This window comes from Clostridium acetireducens DSM 10703, from assembly GCF_001758365.1.
GTDB lineage: Bacteria > Bacillota > Clostridia > Clostridiales > Clostridiaceae > Clostridium_C > Clostridium_C acetireducens.
The window spans coordinates 15,410-34,937 of sequence record NZ_LZFO01000007.1; the positions used below are offsets into that span (position 1 = coordinate 15,410).

At 26.8% G+C, this 19,528-nt stretch carries 21 protein-coding genes and 1 riboswitch; of the genes, 1 reads left to right on the forward strand and 20 read right to left on the reverse strand.

Annotated features, from left to right (window positions below; genetic code table 11):
- Positions 1 to 21: 21 nt before the first annotated feature.
- The 5 genes from ptb to cdaA form a co-directional block, all read right to left on the reverse strand.
- Positions 22 to 966: a phosphate butyryltransferase gene (ptb, locus tag CLOACE_RS03145; protein WP_070109599.1), complete on the reverse strand. Its 945-nt coding sequence runs from the start codon at positions 964 to 966 to the stop codon at positions 22 to 24.
- Entirely contained in the window at positions 950 to 2,053 is a 1,104-nt protein-coding gene (buk, locus tag CLOACE_RS03150; protein ID WP_070109600.1) for a butyrate kinase, read from the reverse strand. Before buk ends, ptb begins: the two co-directional genes overlap by 17 nt.
- Positions 2,054 to 2,143: 90 nt before the next feature.
- Positions 2,144 to 3,742 (reverse strand): NAD(P)/FAD-dependent oxidoreductase, encoded by a 1,599-nt coding sequence (locus CLOACE_RS03155; RefSeq protein WP_070109601.1) that lies wholly within the window; start codon positions 3,740 to 3,742, stop codon positions 2,144 to 2,146.
- On the reverse strand, positions 3,732 to 4,967 hold the full coding sequence (locus CLOACE_RS03160; RefSeq protein WP_070109602.1) for a CdaR family protein: 1,236 nt from the start codon (positions 4,965 to 4,967) through the stop codon (positions 3,732 to 3,734). The genes CLOACE_RS03155 and CLOACE_RS03160 overlap by 11 nt, the downstream gene beginning before the upstream one ends.
- Positions 4,937 to 5,785 carry a diadenylate cyclase CdaA gene (gene cdaA / locus CLOACE_RS03165; RefSeq protein WP_070109603.1) on the reverse strand — a complete coding sequence of 283 codons (849 nt, stop codon included), beginning with the start codon at positions 5,783 to 5,785 and terminating at the stop codon, positions 4,937 to 4,939. Before cdaA ends, CLOACE_RS03160 begins: the two co-directional genes overlap by 31 nt.
- Positions 5,786 to 5,899: 114 nt before the next feature.
- Positions 5,900 to 6,020, forward strand: a riboswitch (cyclic di-AMP (ydaO/yuaA leader).
- Here cdaA and CLOACE_RS03170 point away from each other — a divergent pair.
- On the forward strand, positions 6,021 to 6,554 hold the full coding sequence (locus tag CLOACE_RS03170) for a cell wall hydrolase (protein WP_070109604.1): 534 nt from the start codon (positions 6,021 to 6,023) through the stop codon (positions 6,552 to 6,554). It begins immediately after the preceding riboswitch.
- A 25-nt stretch (positions 6,555 to 6,579) separates the two neighbouring features.
- On the opposite strand, the gene CLOACE_RS03175 is transcribed toward CLOACE_RS03170, so the two are convergent.
- From CLOACE_RS03175 to CLOACE_RS03245, 15 genes are all read right to left on the reverse strand, one after another.
- Complete coding sequence (locus CLOACE_RS03175) at positions 6,580 to 7,440, reverse strand: NAD(P)/FAD-dependent oxidoreductase (protein ID WP_070109605.1); 861 nt, start codon at positions 7,438 to 7,440, stop codon at positions 6,580 to 6,582.
- A 27-nt stretch (positions 7,441 to 7,467) separates the two neighbouring features.
- A complete protein-coding gene (gene trxA / locus CLOACE_RS03180) occupies positions 7,468 to 7,785 on the reverse strand; it encodes a thioredoxin (RefSeq protein ID WP_070109606.1) in 318 nt (105 codons plus the stop codon).
- A gap of 159 nt (positions 7,786 to 7,944) precedes the next feature.
- Positions 7,945 to 9,150, reverse strand: coding sequence for a tetratricopeptide repeat protein (locus CLOACE_RS03185; RefSeq protein WP_070109607.1), 1,206 nt, complete (start codon positions 9,148 to 9,150; stop codon positions 7,945 to 7,947).
- A 61-nt stretch (positions 9,151 to 9,211) separates the two neighbouring features.
- A complete protein-coding gene (locus CLOACE_RS03190; protein WP_084027535.1) occupies positions 9,212 to 10,009 on the reverse strand; it encodes a DUF4652 domain-containing protein in 798 nt (265 codons plus the stop codon).
- Between the two features lie 97 nt (positions 10,010 to 10,106).
- Positions 10,107 to 10,880: an NUDIX hydrolase gene (locus CLOACE_RS03195; protein WP_070109608.1), complete on the reverse strand. Its 774-nt coding sequence runs from the start codon at positions 10,878 to 10,880 to the stop codon at positions 10,107 to 10,109.
- A complete protein-coding gene (locus tag CLOACE_RS03200; RefSeq protein ID WP_070109609.1) occupies positions 10,877 to 11,458 on the reverse strand; it encodes a Fe-S-containing hydro-lyase in 582 nt (193 codons plus the stop codon). Before CLOACE_RS03200 ends, CLOACE_RS03195 begins: the two co-directional genes overlap by 4 nt.
- 21 nt (positions 11,459 to 11,479) lie before the next feature.
- Positions 11,480 to 12,322: a fumarate hydratase gene (locus CLOACE_RS03205; protein WP_070109610.1), complete on the reverse strand. Its 843-nt coding sequence runs from the start codon at positions 12,320 to 12,322 to the stop codon at positions 11,480 to 11,482.
- Between the two features lie 244 nt (positions 12,323 to 12,566).
- A complete protein-coding gene (gene cwlD, locus CLOACE_RS03210; protein ID WP_070109611.1) occupies positions 12,567 to 13,274 on the reverse strand; it encodes an N-acetylmuramoyl-L-alanine amidase CwlD in 708 nt (235 codons plus the stop codon).
- Positions 13,275 to 13,371: 97 nt separating this feature from the next.
- Entirely contained in the window at positions 13,372 to 14,997 is a 1,626-nt protein-coding gene (locus CLOACE_RS03215; RefSeq protein WP_070109612.1) for a Na/Pi cotransporter family protein, read from the reverse strand.
- Between the two features lie 241 nt (positions 14,998 to 15,238).
- Complete coding sequence (gene rpsI, locus CLOACE_RS03220) at positions 15,239 to 15,631, reverse strand: 30S ribosomal protein S9 (RefSeq protein ID WP_070109613.1); 393 nt, start codon at positions 15,629 to 15,631, stop codon at positions 15,239 to 15,241.
- Positions 15,632 to 15,656: 25 nt separating this feature from the next.
- Positions 15,657 to 16,091 (reverse strand): 50S ribosomal protein L13, encoded by a 435-nt coding sequence (gene rplM, locus CLOACE_RS03225; protein WP_070109614.1) that lies wholly within the window; start codon positions 16,089 to 16,091, stop codon positions 15,657 to 15,659.
- Positions 16,092 to 16,244: 153 nt separating this feature from the next.
- On the reverse strand, positions 16,245 to 16,979 hold the full coding sequence (gene truA / locus CLOACE_RS03230) for a tRNA pseudouridine(38-40) synthase TruA (protein ID WP_070109615.1): 735 nt from the start codon (positions 16,977 to 16,979) through the stop codon (positions 16,245 to 16,247).
- Positions 16,979 to 17,782 carry an energy-coupling factor transporter transmembrane component T family protein gene (locus CLOACE_RS03235; RefSeq protein ID WP_070109616.1) on the reverse strand — a complete coding sequence of 268 codons (804 nt, stop codon included), beginning with the start codon at positions 17,780 to 17,782 and terminating at the stop codon, positions 16,979 to 16,981. The genes truA and CLOACE_RS03235 overlap by 1 nt, the downstream gene beginning before the upstream one ends.
- 32 nt (positions 17,783 to 17,814) lie before the next feature.
- On the reverse strand, positions 17,815 to 18,678 hold the full coding sequence (locus CLOACE_RS03240) for an energy-coupling factor transporter ATPase (RefSeq protein WP_070109617.1): 864 nt from the start codon (positions 18,676 to 18,678) through the stop codon (positions 17,815 to 17,817).
- Entirely contained in the window at positions 18,663 to 19,508 is an 846-nt protein-coding gene (locus CLOACE_RS03245) for an energy-coupling factor transporter ATPase (protein WP_070109618.1), read from the reverse strand. Before CLOACE_RS03245 ends, CLOACE_RS03240 begins: the two co-directional genes overlap by 16 nt.
- Positions 19,509 to 19,528 lie beyond the last annotated feature (20 nt).

A 19,528-nucleotide genomic window follows, 5' to 3' on the forward strand; every position in this document is an offset into this window, starting at 1 on the left:
ATTCCTCCCATGTTTTTTTATTTATATTGATAATAATACTTTTTCTTTGCTTTTTTTACCTAATAATTGATTTGACACCAATGCTGCTAATGCTATTGAATGCATTTTTGTTTCATGACTATCTGCTCTTGAAGTTAATACAACTGGTGCAGCTGTTCCTACTAATATAGCTCCACTCTTAGGTTTAGCAGTATATGAAATAGATTTATACATTATATTTCCTGCTTCAATATTTGGCATTAAAAATATATCTGCTTTTCCTGCTACAGGACCTGTTACCCCTTTGTGTTTAGCAGCTTCTTCAGATAAAGCGTTATCCAATGCTAAAGGTCCATCTACTATGCATCCCTTTATTTGACCTCTTTCACTCATCTTTGAAAGTATTGCAGCATCTAGTGTAGGTGGCATATTAGGGTTAACTACTTCAACTGCACAAACTGGTGCAACCTTTGGAACATCAATTCCTACAGCATGAGCAACAGATACTCCATTGTTTACTATATCAATTTTTGCTTTTAAATCTGGGTACATATTGAAAGCTGCGTCTGTTACAAATAATAATCTGTCATACTCTTTAACTTCAAATACTGCTATATGAGACATTAATTTTCCTGTTCTTAATCCTACTTCTTTATTTAATACTGCTCTTAAGAAAGATGCTGTATCAATTAATCCTTTCATAACCATGTCTGCTTTTCCTGTTGAAACTAATTCAACTGCTTTTAAAGCTGCTTTTTTAGGATTTGGTTCATTGACTATTTCAAATTCGCTAAGATCCATTTCCATTTTTAACGCTATTGAATTGATTTCATCAGCGTCTCCTACAAGAATTGCATCAGCTATATCATTAGCTTTTGCATCTCTTATAGCTTCTAGCACTGGTTTATCTTGTGCTACTGCTACTGCTACTGTTCTTGTCTCCTCGTTTTTTGCTTTTGCTATAACTTCTCTAAAACTTTTGATCATTTTGTAAATGCACCTCTTCCTCGTATATTTTTACTTTTTCTTTATTGTTTATTATTCTTAATGCTCCTTGAGCTAAAGCTAGCATTTCCATTTCACCTGGCATTACCTCTATAGGAGCAATAAAGTTTACCATATTTGTAATCCAGTTAACTATTCTTTTACTATGTGATATTCCACCTGTTAATATTATTGCATCCACTTGTCCCTTTAATACAGCTGCCATAGCACCTATTTCCTTACCTGTTTGATAAGCCATAGCTTTTAATACTAACTCTGCTTTTTTATCGCCTTCATCTATTTTCTTCTCTATTAATCTTACATCATTTGTTCCTATATATCCTACTAAACCACCCTTACCTATAATCTTCTTTTGAAACTCTTTATAAGTGTATTTTTTACTAAAAGCTAGCCTTACCACATCTCCTGTTGGAAGTCCTCCTACTCTTTCTGGTGAAAAAGGACCTTCTTCATTAGCATTATTAACATCTATTATTTTGCCACATTTAACAGGAACTACAGATATTCCTCCACCTAAATGAACAACTACATAGGAACTATTATAAAATTCTTTATCTAATTTATCACATATATATCTAGTAACTGCTTTTATATTTAACGGATGCCCTAATGATTTTCTTTCTATTTCAGGCATTCCTGAAATTCTTGCTATATCTTCCATTTCATCTACTGATACAGGGTCTACTACAAAAGCATGTATATTTAAATCAGTAGCTATTTCATAGGCTATAATTCCACCTAAGTTAGATGCATGTTGTCCTTGATAACCTACTTTTAAATCTTCTATCATACTAGGGGTAACTTTATAAGTACCACCTGGTAAAGGTCTAATTAATCCACCTCTTCCAACTATAGCACAAAAATCTTTTAAGGATAATTTTTTATCTTTTATCCATGTTAAAATCTTGCTTGTTCTCATTTCCTTTTGAGCATAAATAGTTTCATATCTATTTATCTCTTTAGAGTCATGAAGTAAAGTATCCCCATAAATACAATCTTCACCTTTGAATACAGCAATCTTAGTAGAAGTTGATCCTGGATTAATAACCAATATTAAATTTTTTTTCATTATTAATAACTCCCCCTTAAAAATAAGTAAATTAAGCCCCATGTTACATTGTATCAAATTTTTTATAGAAAATGCTATTTTTCAGAAAATTCAATATAAGGGTGAATATTGCTTCATTATAGATTCAGCTACTTTTAATCCATCTACAGCAGCAGAAATAATTCCTCCAGCAAATCCTGCACCTTCTCCTGCAGGATACAACCCTTCATAAGATATACTTTCTAATTTTTCATTTCTTTCTATTCTAATTGGTGCTGAAGTTCTAGTTTCTATTCCTGTTAATACTGCATCTTCTGATGCAAATCCTTTTATTTTTTTATTAAAGCTTATAAATCCTTCTTTTAAACTTTCTACTACATAATTAGGAAGACAATTTTTAAGCTGTCTAAATTCGTAACCTGGTTTATATGTTGGCTTAACTCTTCCTATTTTGCTACTATTCTTATCTTTTAAAAAATCCCCTAAAAGTTGAATTGGTGCAAAATAATCTTGAGTTAAATTATAAGCTAATTTTTCATAATGCCTTTGAAATTCAACTCCAGATAATGCATCTTTTCCTTGAAAATCCTCTGGTCCTACAGAAACTACAATAGCAGCATTTGAATTTTCTGCATTTCTATTATAAAAACTCATACCATTAGTAACTAATTTTTTATCTTCTGAAGCTGCAGCTACTACATAACCTCCTGGACACATACAAAAACTATACACTGCTCTTTTAGATATAGGGCTGGTATAAGTTAGTCTATAATCTGCCGCTTTAAGTTTTGGATGTTCAGCATACTTACCATATTGTGCTTCATTAATCATGGCTTGTAAATGCTCTACTCTAACACCTATAGCAAAAGGTTTTGCTCTCATAAACACTCCATTTTTATATAGCATTTCATAAGTATCTCTTGAACTGTGTCCTATAGAAAGTATTAATGATTCACTTTTTATTTCTTCACTATTTACAATAATGCCGCAAACTTTTTTATCCTTAATTATCAAATTTTCTAATTTGCTATTAAAGTTTACATCTCCACCATAATGTATTATTTTTTTTCTTATGTTTTTAACAACAGATCTTAACACATCTGTTCCTATATGAGGTTTACCAGAATATATTATTTCTTTTGGTGCTCCTAATTCTACAAATTTTTTTAAAACAAAATCACATCTTGAATCTTTTATTCTAGTAGTAAGTTTTCCATCTGAAAATGTTCCTGCTCCACCTTCGCCAAACTGAACATTTGATTCTAAATTTAGTTTACCAGTATTCCAAAATTCATCCACACTGCTCCATCTATTATCTACATCTTCTCCTCTTTCAAAAATCAAAGGTTTGTAACCATTTTTAGCTAATAGCAATCCTGCAAAAAGTCCTGCAGGTCCCATTCCAACTATTATAGGTCTAGCATTCATTTTTTTATTTCCATAAATAAATTCTTTATTATATTTAGTTTCTATAATTTTTACATCTTTATTTCTAGATTTAGCTACTATTTTAGATTCATTTTCACAACTAATTTCTACAGAATAATTAAATTTTATTTGATTTTTTTTTCTAGCATCTATAGATTCCTTAAGTATTTTTAATTCCTTTAAGTCATTTTTTGATATATTTAATTTACTGCAAACTTTTTTCTTTAAGTTATTTATATCTTCATCTATATCTAAAATTAAATTGTTTATTTTAATCCCCATTATTGTCCTCCAAAACTTTCTTTTTAATAATAACTTTTACTTGTTCAGGTTTTATAACAATATTTGAAACTCCATTAGGTAATTTTACATTTATAGGTACATTATATTCTCCTTCTTGTAAAGACTTTAAATCTATATAACAATCTATATCTTCACTAGTTAAATTATTTATTGTACTCTCTTTACCTGATACTCTAATAAATACAGTATTTTGTTCTAATTTGGCAATATAATCATTGCTTTCATTTTTTAAGGATATATCTATATTATTTATATCTTTTGTTATTATAGATTCATTAAATTGTAAATTAATTTTTATAGTAGATATGTTATTAGTAACAAATACTCCTTTAGGCAATATTAATTTGACATTTATTTCATTATTTTTTATATCATTTAAATTAATAGTTTCTGTATCAATACTATTTATATTATTTATTATGTTATTATCTCCTGCTATTTCTACAGAATCTGGTACAGCTACTATACTTTTAATATTTAAATTATTTGCATCTCCAATAGTATTTATATTTATTTTAACTAATTTTTTCTTTTTTATATCAATCTTAGTTTTGACAAAATCAGGAGAAATATTTACATTTTCCACTATATTCCCCATAGAATCTACAGCTTTTAATGGCACTTGCATTTCAAAATCCAAATCAGAATTTTTAACATTACATTTTCCTATAACCTGATTTACTTTATTTACGTAAGTAGAAGGTCCTATGACCTTAGCAAATTTCTGTTTTGATATAGGTTTTAATGCATGAAATCCTTCTTTAACTTTTCCATATAAGCTTATTTTAATAGGAACACTTTTTTCTTCTAAAGAATCTACTTTTATTTTTACCCACAAATTATTGTCATTAACTATACTTATACCTTCTGGCATTTCTCTAATTTCTACAGGTACTTTATTTTCTCCTTGCTTTAAAGCATACTTTTCTAAATCCACTACTAGTTTAAATTGTTTTAATTTAACACTATATACTTTAGATACTGGACCTTTTAAATTTAAATCAACATAGTATTTTTCTCCTGGTATTAATGTTAACTTTGAATTCTCTAAAGCATCTTTATTTATAAATTGAACTGGTACACGTCCTAATTTATATGTTCTTATAGGATTTTCTACATTAGATATATAAAGCCAAAGTACAAAAGATGCAATAAAACAACATATTTTTATTATTATTTGCTGTTTTTTATCTTTTTCTTCCACGAAATCACCTGCTCTTTCAATGTAGAACCCTTATTTTGTTTTTTCTTAATTACTTTTATTATAATTTCTTTCAATTTTTCTTTATTATAATTTCTTGTTAATCTTCCATTAATGGCAATTGATATTATTCCTGTCTCTTCCGATACTATTATAGCTAATGCATCTGAATTTTCCGATATTCCTAAAGCTGCTCTATGTCTAGTTCCTAATTGCTTACTTACAGAAAAATTATTACTTAAAGGTAAAAAACATCCTGCTGCTACTATTCTATCATTTCTTATAATAGTAGCTCCATCATGTAATGGTGTATTAACAACAAATATATTTTCCAATAAAGCAGAAGAAACTAAAGCATCTAACTTTGTTCCTGTTTTTATAGTATCTCCCAAACCAGTAAATTGTTCTATAATTATTAAAGCCCCTGTTTTAGTCTTAGATAAATTATCTACAGCGGTAACTATATCTGTAATAACATTACTTACAATTTCTTTATTTTCTAATATCGGTTTATCATTAAAAGCACTTCTTCCTATATGTTCTAAAGCACTTCTTATTTCAGGTTGGAAAATAATTATAAAAGATAATACTCCTATAGTTATAGTTTTATTAAGTATCCAATTCAACATAGTTAAATGAAGTAAGCTACTTATAGGTATAAGAAAAACTATAAGTATAATGCCTTTTAGCAATTGTTCTGCTCTAGTTTCTTTTATCAACATATAACTTTTATAAAACATATAATAAACTACTATTATGTCTAATATAGATGATAAACTTATATTTTTTATTGAATTGAAAATTACATACAAAAATTCCACTTACTTCACCCCTTATATAATTAATCATTTACATTTACAATTATACACCATTTTAAATATATATATAAATATTATATTTTTAAAATAAATGTATTTTTAATTTTTTTATGGAAAGAATAACTTTAGCCTAAGTTTTTAACGCGGGGAACCCAAAATATTGGGGTGAATCGTTTTTACGTAGGTTAACCTTTTCCGAACCCGTCAGCTAACCCCGTTGGCAAAAGGAGGATTAAATATGAAAAAAAAATTATACTTAATATTTATAGCTACATTAATTTTTTCTTTATTATTTTCACATAATGTAAAAGCTTATTGGCCCTATTATGTTAATAGTTATGATTTAGATTCAAAAAATGAAAATGTAGTTCAAGTTTTAAACTATAATGACAAAAACATATATATAACTGACTCAGATGTTTATTTAATGGCTCAAATAGTTTATGCTGAAAGTCGCTCAGAACCTTTTGAAGGTAAAGTAGCTGTAGCATCTGTAATATTAAATAGAGTTATTCATCCTAGCTTTCCTAAATCTGTAGAAGAAGTAATAAAGCAAAAGGCAGCATTTTCTTGTGTGAAAAATGGAGAAATACACGATATACCTGATTCAAGTAGTTATAAGGCTGTTTTAGAAGCTTTAAAAGGCAAAGACCCTACTGATAAGGCTGTATTTTTCTATAATCCCGATATAGCTACATCTAAATGGATGAAAAATATAAGAAAAAACAATACAAAAAAAATAGGAAACCACGTATTCTTTTTAATAAAGTAAAGTACTCGAAATAATTTCGAGTACTTTACTTTATTTCATCTAAATATTTTACTGCACTTAATGCCGCTACTTGACCTTCTCCTACAGATTTCATATACTGATAAGGCTTTCCTGTGCAATCTCCTGCTGCAAAACATCCTTTTAAATTAGTTTCCATATTTCTATTAACTTTTATATGATTATTTTCTACTTCTATTCCCGGAATTAATTGAGAAGGAGCTACACTATCTTTTAATACAAAAACTCCATCTGTAGCTATTTCTTGATTTTTTAAAATAATCTTTTCTACTTTATTTTCTCCTTGAATTTCTACAGGTTTATCCTGCAGTAGTTCTATTGATAAATTCAAATTATATTTTTCATTATACATAGGTATATAATATAATTTTTTAGCTAATTCACTTACATAATTTGCTTCTTCCTCTGCTTCTTTGTTATAACCAATAATAGTTACAATTTTATCTCTATATAAAGGTGCATCACAAGTAGCACAATATCCTACACCTTTTCCTAATAATTCTTCTTCACCTTTTATAGATTTATTATACTCCATACCAGTAGCTAGTATAATTGATTTTGCTTCATAGTTTTTTTCATTTACCATTATGGCAAAATATTCTCCCATAGCATAAATAGTATTTACCTTTTCATAATTTATTTTTATATTCATATAATCTATGTGTCTTTGAAAATACTCTTTTAATTCTGCTCCCTTTAAATTGTATAAACCTAAATAATTATCTACTTTTGGTGCTTTAATTAGTTTATTACTTAAATCTTTATTTCCAAAAATAACTATGCTTTTATTTCTAATTTTAGCATTTATAGCAGCAGCAAGACCTGCTGGTCCGCTGCCTATTATTGCTATATCATATCTTTTTTTCATTAATACACCTCTTTGTAAGTATAAAATTTATATATACTTTTCAATTTCTGATTTTAATAATTCTTTTGGTCTAAATCCTACTAAATTAGCTTTAACTTCCCCATCTTTAAATACCATTACAGTAGGTATGCTTGCTATATTATACTTACGAGATACTGTTGGATTTTCATCTACATTAACTTTTATAAATTTAGCTTTAGTTTCCATTTCTTCTGACAATTCTTCAATTACTGGAGATAACATTTTACATGGTCCACACCAAGCTGCCCAAAAATCTACTACTACAGGTGTAGTTGAATATCCTACTTCTTGTTCAAACATTGATTCACTTATTTCTCTTATCATATTATATCCCTCCATTTATACCCTTATATGGTATAGTTATAATTATATTTTATACTTGAAAAGAAATTAAGTCAATAGTATTTAATAGTTATTATTAGTTATTATTAGTTATACATATATTTATTTTGCTCAAATTAAATATATTAATTCTAATAAAATCTAATTATTAACTATTGCTCTTATATTGGAGTTATTGTACATGGATTCTGGATATTTTTCAATTAATCTTTTAGCATATTCTTTAGATTTATTTTTATTTATATTAGAATAAATCAAAGATAAATTATATAAAACTATATCTGCATAATCTCCATTTTCAAATTTTTTTATATACTCTTCATAATACACCAAACTACTTTCTATGTTTCCTATATTTTGAAAGCAGTTTCCCAATGTATACACTATATGTGGATACAAATAATTGTTTTTACCATATTCATAAGCCTTTAATAAAAAAACTGTAGATTTTTTAAAATCACCTTTATTCATATAATCTGTAGATAAATTATAAAAATACTCAACACCTTCATGCTCCATAATTTTTTCTGCTTGTGATAATAAATATTTATCATTTATACTTAAATCCTTGTTTCTCCAATAACTTATATAGTCAAATATTTTATTGTAATCTTTATTTTTTATACATTTTTGTATATCCTGATAAGGAAAAATTTCTTTTTTAGGCTTTTTATATTTAATTTTTGAAATTTTATAATTACTATTTATAGATTTATTTTTATTTATGCCAATATTGAAAGAAAGTTTTTTAGCATATAAATTTCTATACACAAATACTGAAATAATAGTAATTATAATAAATACTATTATAATTATATATTTTTTTCTAGGCTTATAAACCTTAATTCCATAAGATTTTAAAGCTTTATAACTATTTAAAGCCATAGTATTTTTTTTATCTATATTTAAAACTTTATTCAAATGCTTTGATGCTTCTTTATATTTACCAATTTTAATATAACAAATTGCTATATAATTATTAATATTTACACAATTGTAATCGCTTTTATTACACTCTTTTAGTATTATAATAGCTTCATTTATTTTATGATTTTTTATAAGTTTTACTGCTTTTAGATATAATTTAAAATTTTCTTCATCATTTTTAGTATCTTCTAAATACTTTTTAGCTATACTATCTTTATTTAAATTATAATTCATTTTCCAAAGTTTCTGGGCTGTTATTAAATCACCTTTTATATAATATAATAATCCTTTTAAATTTATTGCAGCAGAATTTTTAATATTATATCCTATACTTTTTTCACATATATCTAATGCTTTATCTATATATCCATTATTATAAGCTCTTAGTGCTTTAGAATATATTTTGCTAGACTTATCCATAGTATATCACCTTTTATTTTATTTAAAATGGTAAGGAAAATTCCTTACCATTTTAAAATTATTATTTAATTGTATCAAAAATATTTCCGTCTTTGTCTAATATGTCTATATTGCTATTAAAATTTAAATCCATATTTTTAACAAATAAAGTTTTAACACTATCTTTTGTAAAATTATCATCTTCATATATATTCATATTAATTTTAATATTAGCTGTTTTAGAATTTCGTGACTCCACTTTACAAGATATTATTTCTCTTTTATTATCTTTTGTATCATAAAGTAAATTACATTCTCCTGTATTAGTATTTAAAACATATATATTTCCACCTTTAGATATTGTACCATAAGCATGTCCTATTACAACTAATACATTTTCATCATCTAGCCATTCTAAATCTTTAGGAGAAAGCTGTTTTTTACTACTTACTATTTCAAAACTAAAAATATTATTTTGTAAATCCTTAACACATACTTTTCCTATCCCCTCTTCTTGTGCACTTTCCCCTTTGCCTTCTATACAAGCAAACAGCTTACCATTTGGTGATGATTCCCAAGGTGTATTAAAATTTATAGAATTTTCTTTTTCTAATTCTTTTTTATCAAATTTTACATCTGTGTTTTTTAATATATTCTTAGATGTTTCTTTATCTTTAGAACTATTTTCTTCTCTGTTTATTTTTTCTTTATTATCATTATTACTTTTTTGTTCATTTGTGGTAACTTTTTCTTTTGATACATTATTATTTGTTTCATTATCTTTCGAACATCCTATAATATTAAAAGAAAAAACTAATAAAATTAAAATTACAAAATACGAAACTATATTATTTTTAGGTTTATTTTTCATAAAATTCATATATGTACCTCCTGATAATGTATTAATATAATTATACAATAATAATGTTAATAATAAAACATATTTAATTTAATAAATTTTTAAATTCTTTATTATTTTAAATAAAATCAAAGTGCGTTTTATGCAAATATTCAATGGACTTTTTTACAAATCTATCAATCTTAATATCACATATATCCTTATATTCAAAACAACTATATTTTTTTAAAACATATTTAGTATTTTTTAAAAATGCTGGAACTACTTCTACACAATATATATTTTTATTTTCTTCTTTTAAAAAAACTCCTAGACTCTCTTTACAATTTATATTATAGTTGCTAACACTTTTTATATTTGGTAATATAAAAGCATTTTTACTATTTGATTTAGGCAATAAAAAATATTTTATTTTATTATATTCTATAGAATATAATAAAGCATACTTTACTTTTACTACTTTATCAGATTTAATTATATCTCTAAAATATTTTATCAAACTTGTAGTGGCTTCTGGTACTCCCTCATCACTATAAAAATCTTGCCATTTTAATTCTACTAATTCATAATATTTTGTTAATTCTTCTTCAGGATCATATCCTATTTTAGCTTCACCCTTAACTGGATAAGCTAAGAAAGTGACCATTCTATCATACATAGAATTTTTAAAAGGAGGTTTAGCTACCATTTTTATAGGTAGAAGTTTAATATCCAATCCTGTTTCTTCCTTTGCTTCTCTAATTGCTGCTTCCTCATCACTTTCTCCTTCTTCCCGTCCTCCTCCAGGAATGCCCCAAAAATATCTATTTTCTTTTTTTGCCCAATGCTTAACTAATATATATTTACTTTTTTCTAATATTATTATTTGAGACCTACTAAAGCGTTTTATCACTTACCTCCACCTCTATTAATATATTTTACTGACTCAAGATATTTTTGCTTACCTATATCATAAAGATCCTTTCCATAACAATCTACTACAACAACTGCAGGAAACTTTTCTACTTCCAATTTTCTTATAGCCTCTGAGCCTAAATCTTCATAGGCAATAACTTCTGATTTTTTTATACATTTAGATATAAGTGCTGCAGCTCCACCAATAGCTGCAAAATAAATAGCTCCATTTTTTTTTATAGATTCTATAACCTCTTTAGATCTTGCTCCTTTACCTATCATACCTTTTAACCCTATATCTAATAACTGTGGTGTGTATGAATCCATCCTGTAACTAGTAGTAGGTCCTGCAGAACCTATTACATTTCCTGGTTTAGCTGGTGTAGGTCCAACATAGTATATAATATTATTTTTAATATTAAAAGGTAAATTTTCTCCTTTTTCTATTAGATTTACTAATCTTTTATGAGCAGCATCTCTTGCAGTATATATAGTTCCAGATATAAGAACTCTATCTCCTGCTCTTAACTCCTTGATTTTGTTTCCTAGTATAGGAGTTTTTATTTCCTTTTCCATAAAATCACCTCCAAAAATATTTTATAAAATAATTTCCTTATGACGAGTTACATGACAACTAATATTAACAGCTACTGGTAGTCCTGCTATGTGAGTAGGAAAAGTTTCTATATTAACAGCTAAAGCAGTAGTTTTTCCTCCAAATCCTTGAGGACCTATTCCTAATTTATTTATTTTTTCTAAAAGTTCATATTCTAATTCACAATAAAAGCTATTATTATTTCTTTTATCTATAGGTCTTATTAAAGCTTTTTTTGACATAATAGCTGCTTTCTCAAAGGTTCCTCCTATTCCTACTCCTACTACTATCGGCGGACATGGATTAGGTCCCGCTTCTTTTACAACATCTATTATAAAATCTTTTACACCATCTATACCATCTGCTGGTTTTAACATTTTTATTTGACTCATATTTTCAGACCCAAATCCTTTTGGTGTTACAGTTATCTTTAACTTGTCTCCAGAGACTATATCATAATATATTATAGCTGGAGTATTATCTTTTGTATTTATTCTATTAATAGGGTCTTTTACTACAGATTTTCTTAAAAAGCCTTGATTATATCCCTGTCTTACTCCTTCATTAATAGCATCTTTTATATTACCTCCTACAATATGTATATCTTGACCTATTTCAATAAAAACACAGACCATTCCTGTATCCTGACACATAGGTACATTTTCGTTTTTAGATATATCTATATTTTGTAATATGTTTTTTAATATATTTTTACCTATATCCCAATCTTCTTCATTACAGGCTTTAATTATTTTATTTTTTATATCATCACAAATATAGTAATTAGCCTCTACACATAATTTTTTTACCGATGCTATTATCTTTGAAATATGTATTTCTTTCATAATTTTTCGTTTATCCAATATTTATGATAAACTTCCTCCCTTCTTAGCTATCCCTATTCTTAATTTTTATAAAATTTTATAATAAAAATTACTTACATATTAATAATAAATCATAATCAGAAATTTTTTAACCATATTTGCACTTTTTTTATTAATTTTTATGTTATATATACTATGAAGATTCTTAAAAATAAATTATAATACTTTATTTAATAAATAAGACTATATTTTTAAAAATATAGTCTTATTTATTAAAATATTCTACTATTGATTTACATATTGATTCTGCTATTTTATCTTGATAACTATCACTTTTTAATTTGCTCTCTTCTAATAAATTAGATAAAAATCCACATTCCACTAATACTGATGGAATTTCTTCACTATCCTTTAAAACCTTGTAAGAATTCATTGCAGGTTTTTCTTCTCTTTTATTATTTTTATCTAAATCTTTTTTAAAATTTTGTTGAATTATAGAAGCTAATTTTTTACTATCTTCATTATTAGCATACCATACTTGTGCTCCATAGTACTTTTCTTGTGTAAACATGTTAAGATGAATACTTATAAAAACATCACAATTACTCTCTTTTTTCATATTGCATCTATTAGTTAAATCTTCAACTTTCTTTTTTCTTAAGCTCCCTTTTTCTTTATAAAGTCCTTTATCTTCTTCTCTGGTCATTACTACATTAAAACCTTTATCTTTTAATTTATCTCTTAATTTTAAACTAATTTTTAAATTTATGTCTTTTTCAACAGTTCCTCTTTTAGATACTGCTCCTCCATCTACACCTCCATGCCCAGGATCTATCAATATTATTTTTTTATTATTCATAAGCTTGTTATTAAATGTGAAAATTGAATACTTAAAATTAGTATATGTTATACCAACTAAGCCCATAATAATAACCACTAATATGACTGTTAATTTTTTGTTTTTATATTTCATTCCATCCCTCCTAATATATCCTATAATTATTCTATGTAATATATTTCTTTTTTAATATAAAAGAACAAAAAAAATCACTAACATTGTTAGTGATTTTTTAACTTAATTTATTTAGCACCACTTCTGCCACATTAGTAGCATGATCACCTATTCTTTCAAAGTTGCTTATTATATCTAAAAATATTGCACTATTATTAGCACTACAAACTCCTTTACTAAGTCTTTTTATATTTGATTCTCTTAATTTTTCTCTTAAATTATCTATTTTTTCTTCAATATACATAACTTCTTGAGCTATTTGTGAATCATTATGTCTAAAACTTTCTATACTCTTATCTAAAGCATCAATTACTAAAACATATAACTCATTTAATTGTTCAATAGCTTCTTGTGAAAACTTTACATTTTTATTAATTACATCACAGGTTAAATCTGCTATATTTTCCGCATGATCACCTATACGTTCAACATCTTTTACTACATGAAACATTGATGTTACTAAATCAATTTGATCTTTAGATAATTCAGTATTAGATAATTTAACTAAGTAATTTGTTATATCCTTTTCTAATATATTTATTAAATTCTCATTTTTATAAACTTTATTAACTAAGTTTTTATCATTTTTACTAAAACCTTCTACAGATATTTGTAAATTCTCTTTTGCTTTATTAGCCATTCTGATTAATTCTTTTACAGTTTGACCTACAGCTATAACTGGAGTTTCCAAAAATCTGTTGTCTATGTACTTTGTTGTTTGTATTTCTTCATGTTCATCCTTACCAGGAACTACTTTATTTACAAAATTAACAATATATTTTACAAAAGGAACTTGAATAATCACATTAATTAAGTTAAATAAAGTATGAGCATTTGCTATCTGCCTAGGTACATTACCTGGAGTTAAATTTGTAACTATATCTACAAAAGGAGTCAATGGTACTAAAATACATGAAAAAAGAATTGTTCCTATAATATTAAATGAAAGATGAAAAATAGCCGTTTTTTGAGCAGTTTTAGAAGTACCTATACTAGATATTAAAGCCGTAGCACAAGTACCAATATTGTCTCCAAATAATATTGGAAGAGCTGCTTTCAATGGTAATGCTCCTGTAGTTGCCAAAGCTATAAGTATACCTATTGTAGCTGAGGAACTTTGAACTACTGCTGTCATACATAAACCTACTAATACACCTAATAAAATATTATTAGATACCATTATAGTTAAATCTTTAAAAAATTGACTCTTAGCTAATGGAGCCATAGAATCTTGCATAAAATTCATTCCAATAAATAAAATACCTAAACCTAATATTATATTTCCTACTTCTTTAGTATTTTCTCCTTCAGCAAACAGTACAATAGCAGATCCAATAGCTATAAATATAGGTGCCATTGCAGTAAGATTTAACGCTACAAGCTGTCCTGTAACAGTTGTACCTACATTAGCTCCCATTATTACTCCTGCTGCTTGGTATAAACTCATAAGACCTGCATTAACAAATCCAACTACCATAACAGTAGTAGCACTACTACTTTGTATAATAGATGTAACTACAATACCTGTTAATACACCTTTTATGGGATTTGATGTTATTTTTCTAAATATTGCCCTTAATCTATCACCAGCAACATTTTGAAGACCATCTCCCATAATCTTCATACCATATAAAAATAATCCTAATCCTCCAACTAAACCTATTAGTATAGACGTAAAATCCAAAAACATCCCTCCTACTTAAAAAGCTATGGTAAACACACATTTTAAATTTTACTATTAAACTTCTCTTATGTTAAGTATTTATTATTTATTTTAACATAGATTTAACATAATAAATTAAATGTTTATATTATTAAGCTATTTATTCATTACATTTTATAAATACTCTATATTATTTATTATTTACATAATAGTAATTATTTATAAAAAAAAGAGAAAGGTAAAAAACCTTTCTCCTTTTTTATTATCTCTTTGAAAATTGTGGTGCTCTTCTTGCTTTTTTAAGACCATATTTCTTTCTTTCTTTCATTCTTGGATCTCTTGTTAAGAATCCAGCTTTTTTAAGTTCTGGTCTTAAGTTTTCATCTGCTTTTAGTAAAGCTCTTGATATTCCATGTCTTATAGCTCCAGCTTGACCTGTAAATCCTCCACCTACTACATTTACAAGTACATCAAACTTATCTTTTGTTCCTGTTAATTCTAATGGTTGATTAACTATGAATATTAAAGTTTCTAATCCAAAATAATCTTTAATATCTTTTTTATTTATTAATATTTTACCTTCTCCAGGTACAAGTCTAACTCTAGCTATTGATTTTTTTCTTCTTCCTGTTGCCATGTATTGAACTTTAGCCATTTTTGGTCCTCCCTTCACTTACCGATTAGTATTTTAACTCTAATACTTCTGGTTTTTGAGCTTCATTATTATGTTCTGAACCTCTATATACTTTTAACTTTTTAGCCATTTTTCTTCCTAATGGTCCCTTTGGAAGCATTCTTCTTACTGCTTCTTGAAAAACAAATTCTGGTTTCTTCTCCATAGCTTCTCTATAAGGAATTTCCTTTAATCCACCTGGATATAATGTATGATGTCTTAACATCTTTTGATCTAATTTTTTACCAGTCAATACAACTTTTTCAGCATTAATTACTATAACGTAATCACCTGTATCTACATGTGGTGTATATATAGGTTTATTTTTTCCTCTTAATATTGAAGCAACTTGGCTAGCTACTCTTCCTAATGGTTTATTAGCTGCATCTACAATATACCACTTTCTTTCAACTTCTTGTGGCTTTGCAAGATATGATTTCATCTCTTTCCCTCCCTGATATTATATACAAAATAAACTATTTCCTAATACGGTCTATATAAAGATCCGGGGCTAGTGGATCTATTATACTTTAAAATACAAACATTTATATTATAATACATTCACCCTGGTGTGTCAACGAATATAAAATACAAGTTAATAAAAAACTTTTTCCAAACATAGCCCTTTGGCTGGAGCAGAAATTCCTGCATTTCTTCTATCTTTTGAATCCATTATAAATTCAATTTGTTCAGGTTTTATTTTTTGCGTTCCAACATCAAATAAAGTACCTACAATTATTCTAGCCATATTATATAAAAATCCATTTGCAGATATATTAATTTTTATAATATCTTCATACCTTTTAGAATTAATATCTGTTATAGTTCTTATATTATTTTTTACAGAACTACCTGAGCTTTTAAAAGCTGAAAAATCATGAGTTCCTATTAAATATTTATAAGACTCTTCCATAGCACATATATCTAAAGGTTTTTTAAAATGACAAACATAATTTCTTCCTATAGCTATTGAAGCTTCTCTATTTAAAATAGTATAACTATAAGTTTTTCCTTTACTACTATACCTTGCATGGAAATCTAATGGTACCTCTTCAGAAGATAAAACCAAAATATCTTCTGGTAACTTGCTATTTAAAGCATATTTAAATTTATCTTCCGGTATACTGCTTTCTGTTAAAAAACTTGCTACAAAAGCTTTAGCATGGACTCCTGCATCTGTTCTACTACATCCATTAATTTTTGTGTGTTTTCCTGAAATTTGCTCTAGAGCTCTCTCTATAACACCTTGAATAGTAATAGCATTTTTTTGCTTTTGCCAACCTGCATAATTAGTACCATCGTATTCTATAATAATCTTTATATTTTTCATTATTTCCACATCCTACTCCAAATAGATATGACTACTAAAATTGTAGTTACTGTAAAAGCAATGTAATCCCTTGAAGTAAGCTTTAATTGTTTCATTCTAGTTCTTCCTTCTCCTCCTCTATAGCACCTTGCTTCCATAGCCATAGCAAGTTCATCAGCCCTTCTAAAAGAACTAATAAATAAAGGCACTAATAAAGGAATTAAATTCTTAGCTCTTTGTATTAAATTTCCTGATTCAAAATCTGCACCTCTAGATATCTGAGCTTTCATTATTTTATCTGTTTCATCCATTAAAGTAGGTATAAATCTTAAGGCTATAGTCATCATCATAGCCAATTCATGAGCAGGAACTCCTACTTTTTTTAAAGGATTTAAAAGTTTTTCTATACCATCTGTTAGATCTATTGGTGATGTGGTTAATGTAAGAAGTGATGTTCCGATTATTAAAAATACTAATCTAATTATCATAAAAGCCGCCAATACTAATCCTTCTTTATAAATCCTTAAAAACTTCCATTTAAAAACTAAAGTTTCTCCGCCAGTCATAAATATATTTAGTAATGCAGTTATAAGAATAAGAACAAAAACAGGTTTTAATCCTTTATATATGTACCTAAATTCTATTTTTGAAATTAGTATAGATAGTAGAGTAAACAAAGTTATAAATATATATCCTTTAAAATTGTTAACTAAAAATAAATCTATTATATATATTAAAGATATTAATATTTTTACTCTAGAATCTAACTTGTGTACAAATGAATCACCAGGGACATATTGTCCAATTGTAATATCTTTAATCATTTTTAAAAGCTCTCCCTATCAAAAAAAACTTATTAATTCTTCAAATTAATATTTAACGCTTTTAATATCTCTTTTTTTGCTTGTTCAACAGTAAATATATCTTCTGAAATATTGAATCCATGCTTTTTTAATTCTTTAGCTAAATAAGTTACTTGAGGTACTGCAAGCCCTACTTTTTCTAATATATCTGTTTTTTTAAACACTTCTTTAGGTGTTCCATCTAAAATACATTTTCCTTCATGCATAACAAGTATTCTATCAGCAAGCTTAGCTACATCCTCCATACTATGAGAAACTAAAATTATAGTCAAATTATATTCCTTATGAAGAAGTTTTATTTGTGATAAAATATCATCTCTACCTTTAGGATCCAATCCTGCTGTTGGCTCATCTAATATTAATACTTTAGGTTCCATAGCAATTACTCCTGCTATAGCAACTCTTCTTTTTTGACCGCCACTTAATTCAAAAGGAGATTTATCCTTATAAGTTTCATATTCCAATCCTACCATATTCATAGCTCTTTTTACTCTTATTGCTATTTCTTCTTCACTTAATCCTAAATTTTTAGGTCCAAAAGCTATATCTCTTTCTATAGTTTCTTCAAATAATTGATATTCTGGATATTGAAAAACTAATCCTACCTTTTTTCTAATAGCATTTAATTTAACATCTTTATTTGTTATATCTAATCCATCTATATATATTTTACCTGATGTAGATTTTAATAAACCATTGATATGCTGAATTAGCGTAGATTTTCCAGAACCTGTGTGTCCTATTAATGCTATAAATTCTCCATCTTCAATACTTAAGCTCACATTATCAATAGCTTTTTTTTCAAAAGGTGTTCCTTTCATATATACATGGTTTAAATTTTTTATCTCAATTGGCATAATGCATTCACCATCTCATTAATAGTTAATATTTCTGTATTTATACATATTCCATTCTTTTTTAGTTCATATGCTAATTCTGTAACTTGAGGAACATCTAATCCAATGTCTTTCATTAATTCTACATTACTAAATATTTCTTTAGGAGTTCCCTCTTTAACTTTTTTGCCTTTATCAATAATTACTATTTTATCTGCTTCTACTGCTTCCTCCATATAATGAGTAATAAGTATAATAGTCATATTGTACTTATTGTTTAACTCTTTAATAGTTCTTATTACATCTTTTCTTCCTGAAGGATCCAACATAGCAGTTGGTTCATCTAATATTATACATTCTGGTCTCATTGCTAAAACTCCAGCTATAGCTACCCTTTGCTTTTGACCTCCAGAAAGCAAATGGGGAGCATGACTTCTATACTCATACATATTAACTCTTTTTAAACAATCTTCAATTCGTTTTCTAATTTCTTTAGGTTCTATTCCTAAATTTTCAGGACCAAAAGCCACATCCTCTTCAACTATAGTAGCAACTATTTGATTGTCTGGATTTTGAAAAACCATTCCTGCTTTATTTCTTATATTCCAAACATTCTCTTCTTGGGAAGTATCTAATCCATCTACATACACTTTTCCTTCAGAAGGTATAACTAAAGCATTCATATGCTTTGCTATTGTAGATTTTCCAGAACCATTTCTTCCTAGTACAACTACAAACTCTCCTTTTTTTATGTTAAGAGTAACTCCATTGAGGGCAAATTTTATTTGTTTATCACTATTACTTTCATATTTATATGTGACATTATCACATGCTATCATTGTATCATTCATGAAAAGCACCTCATTTAAAA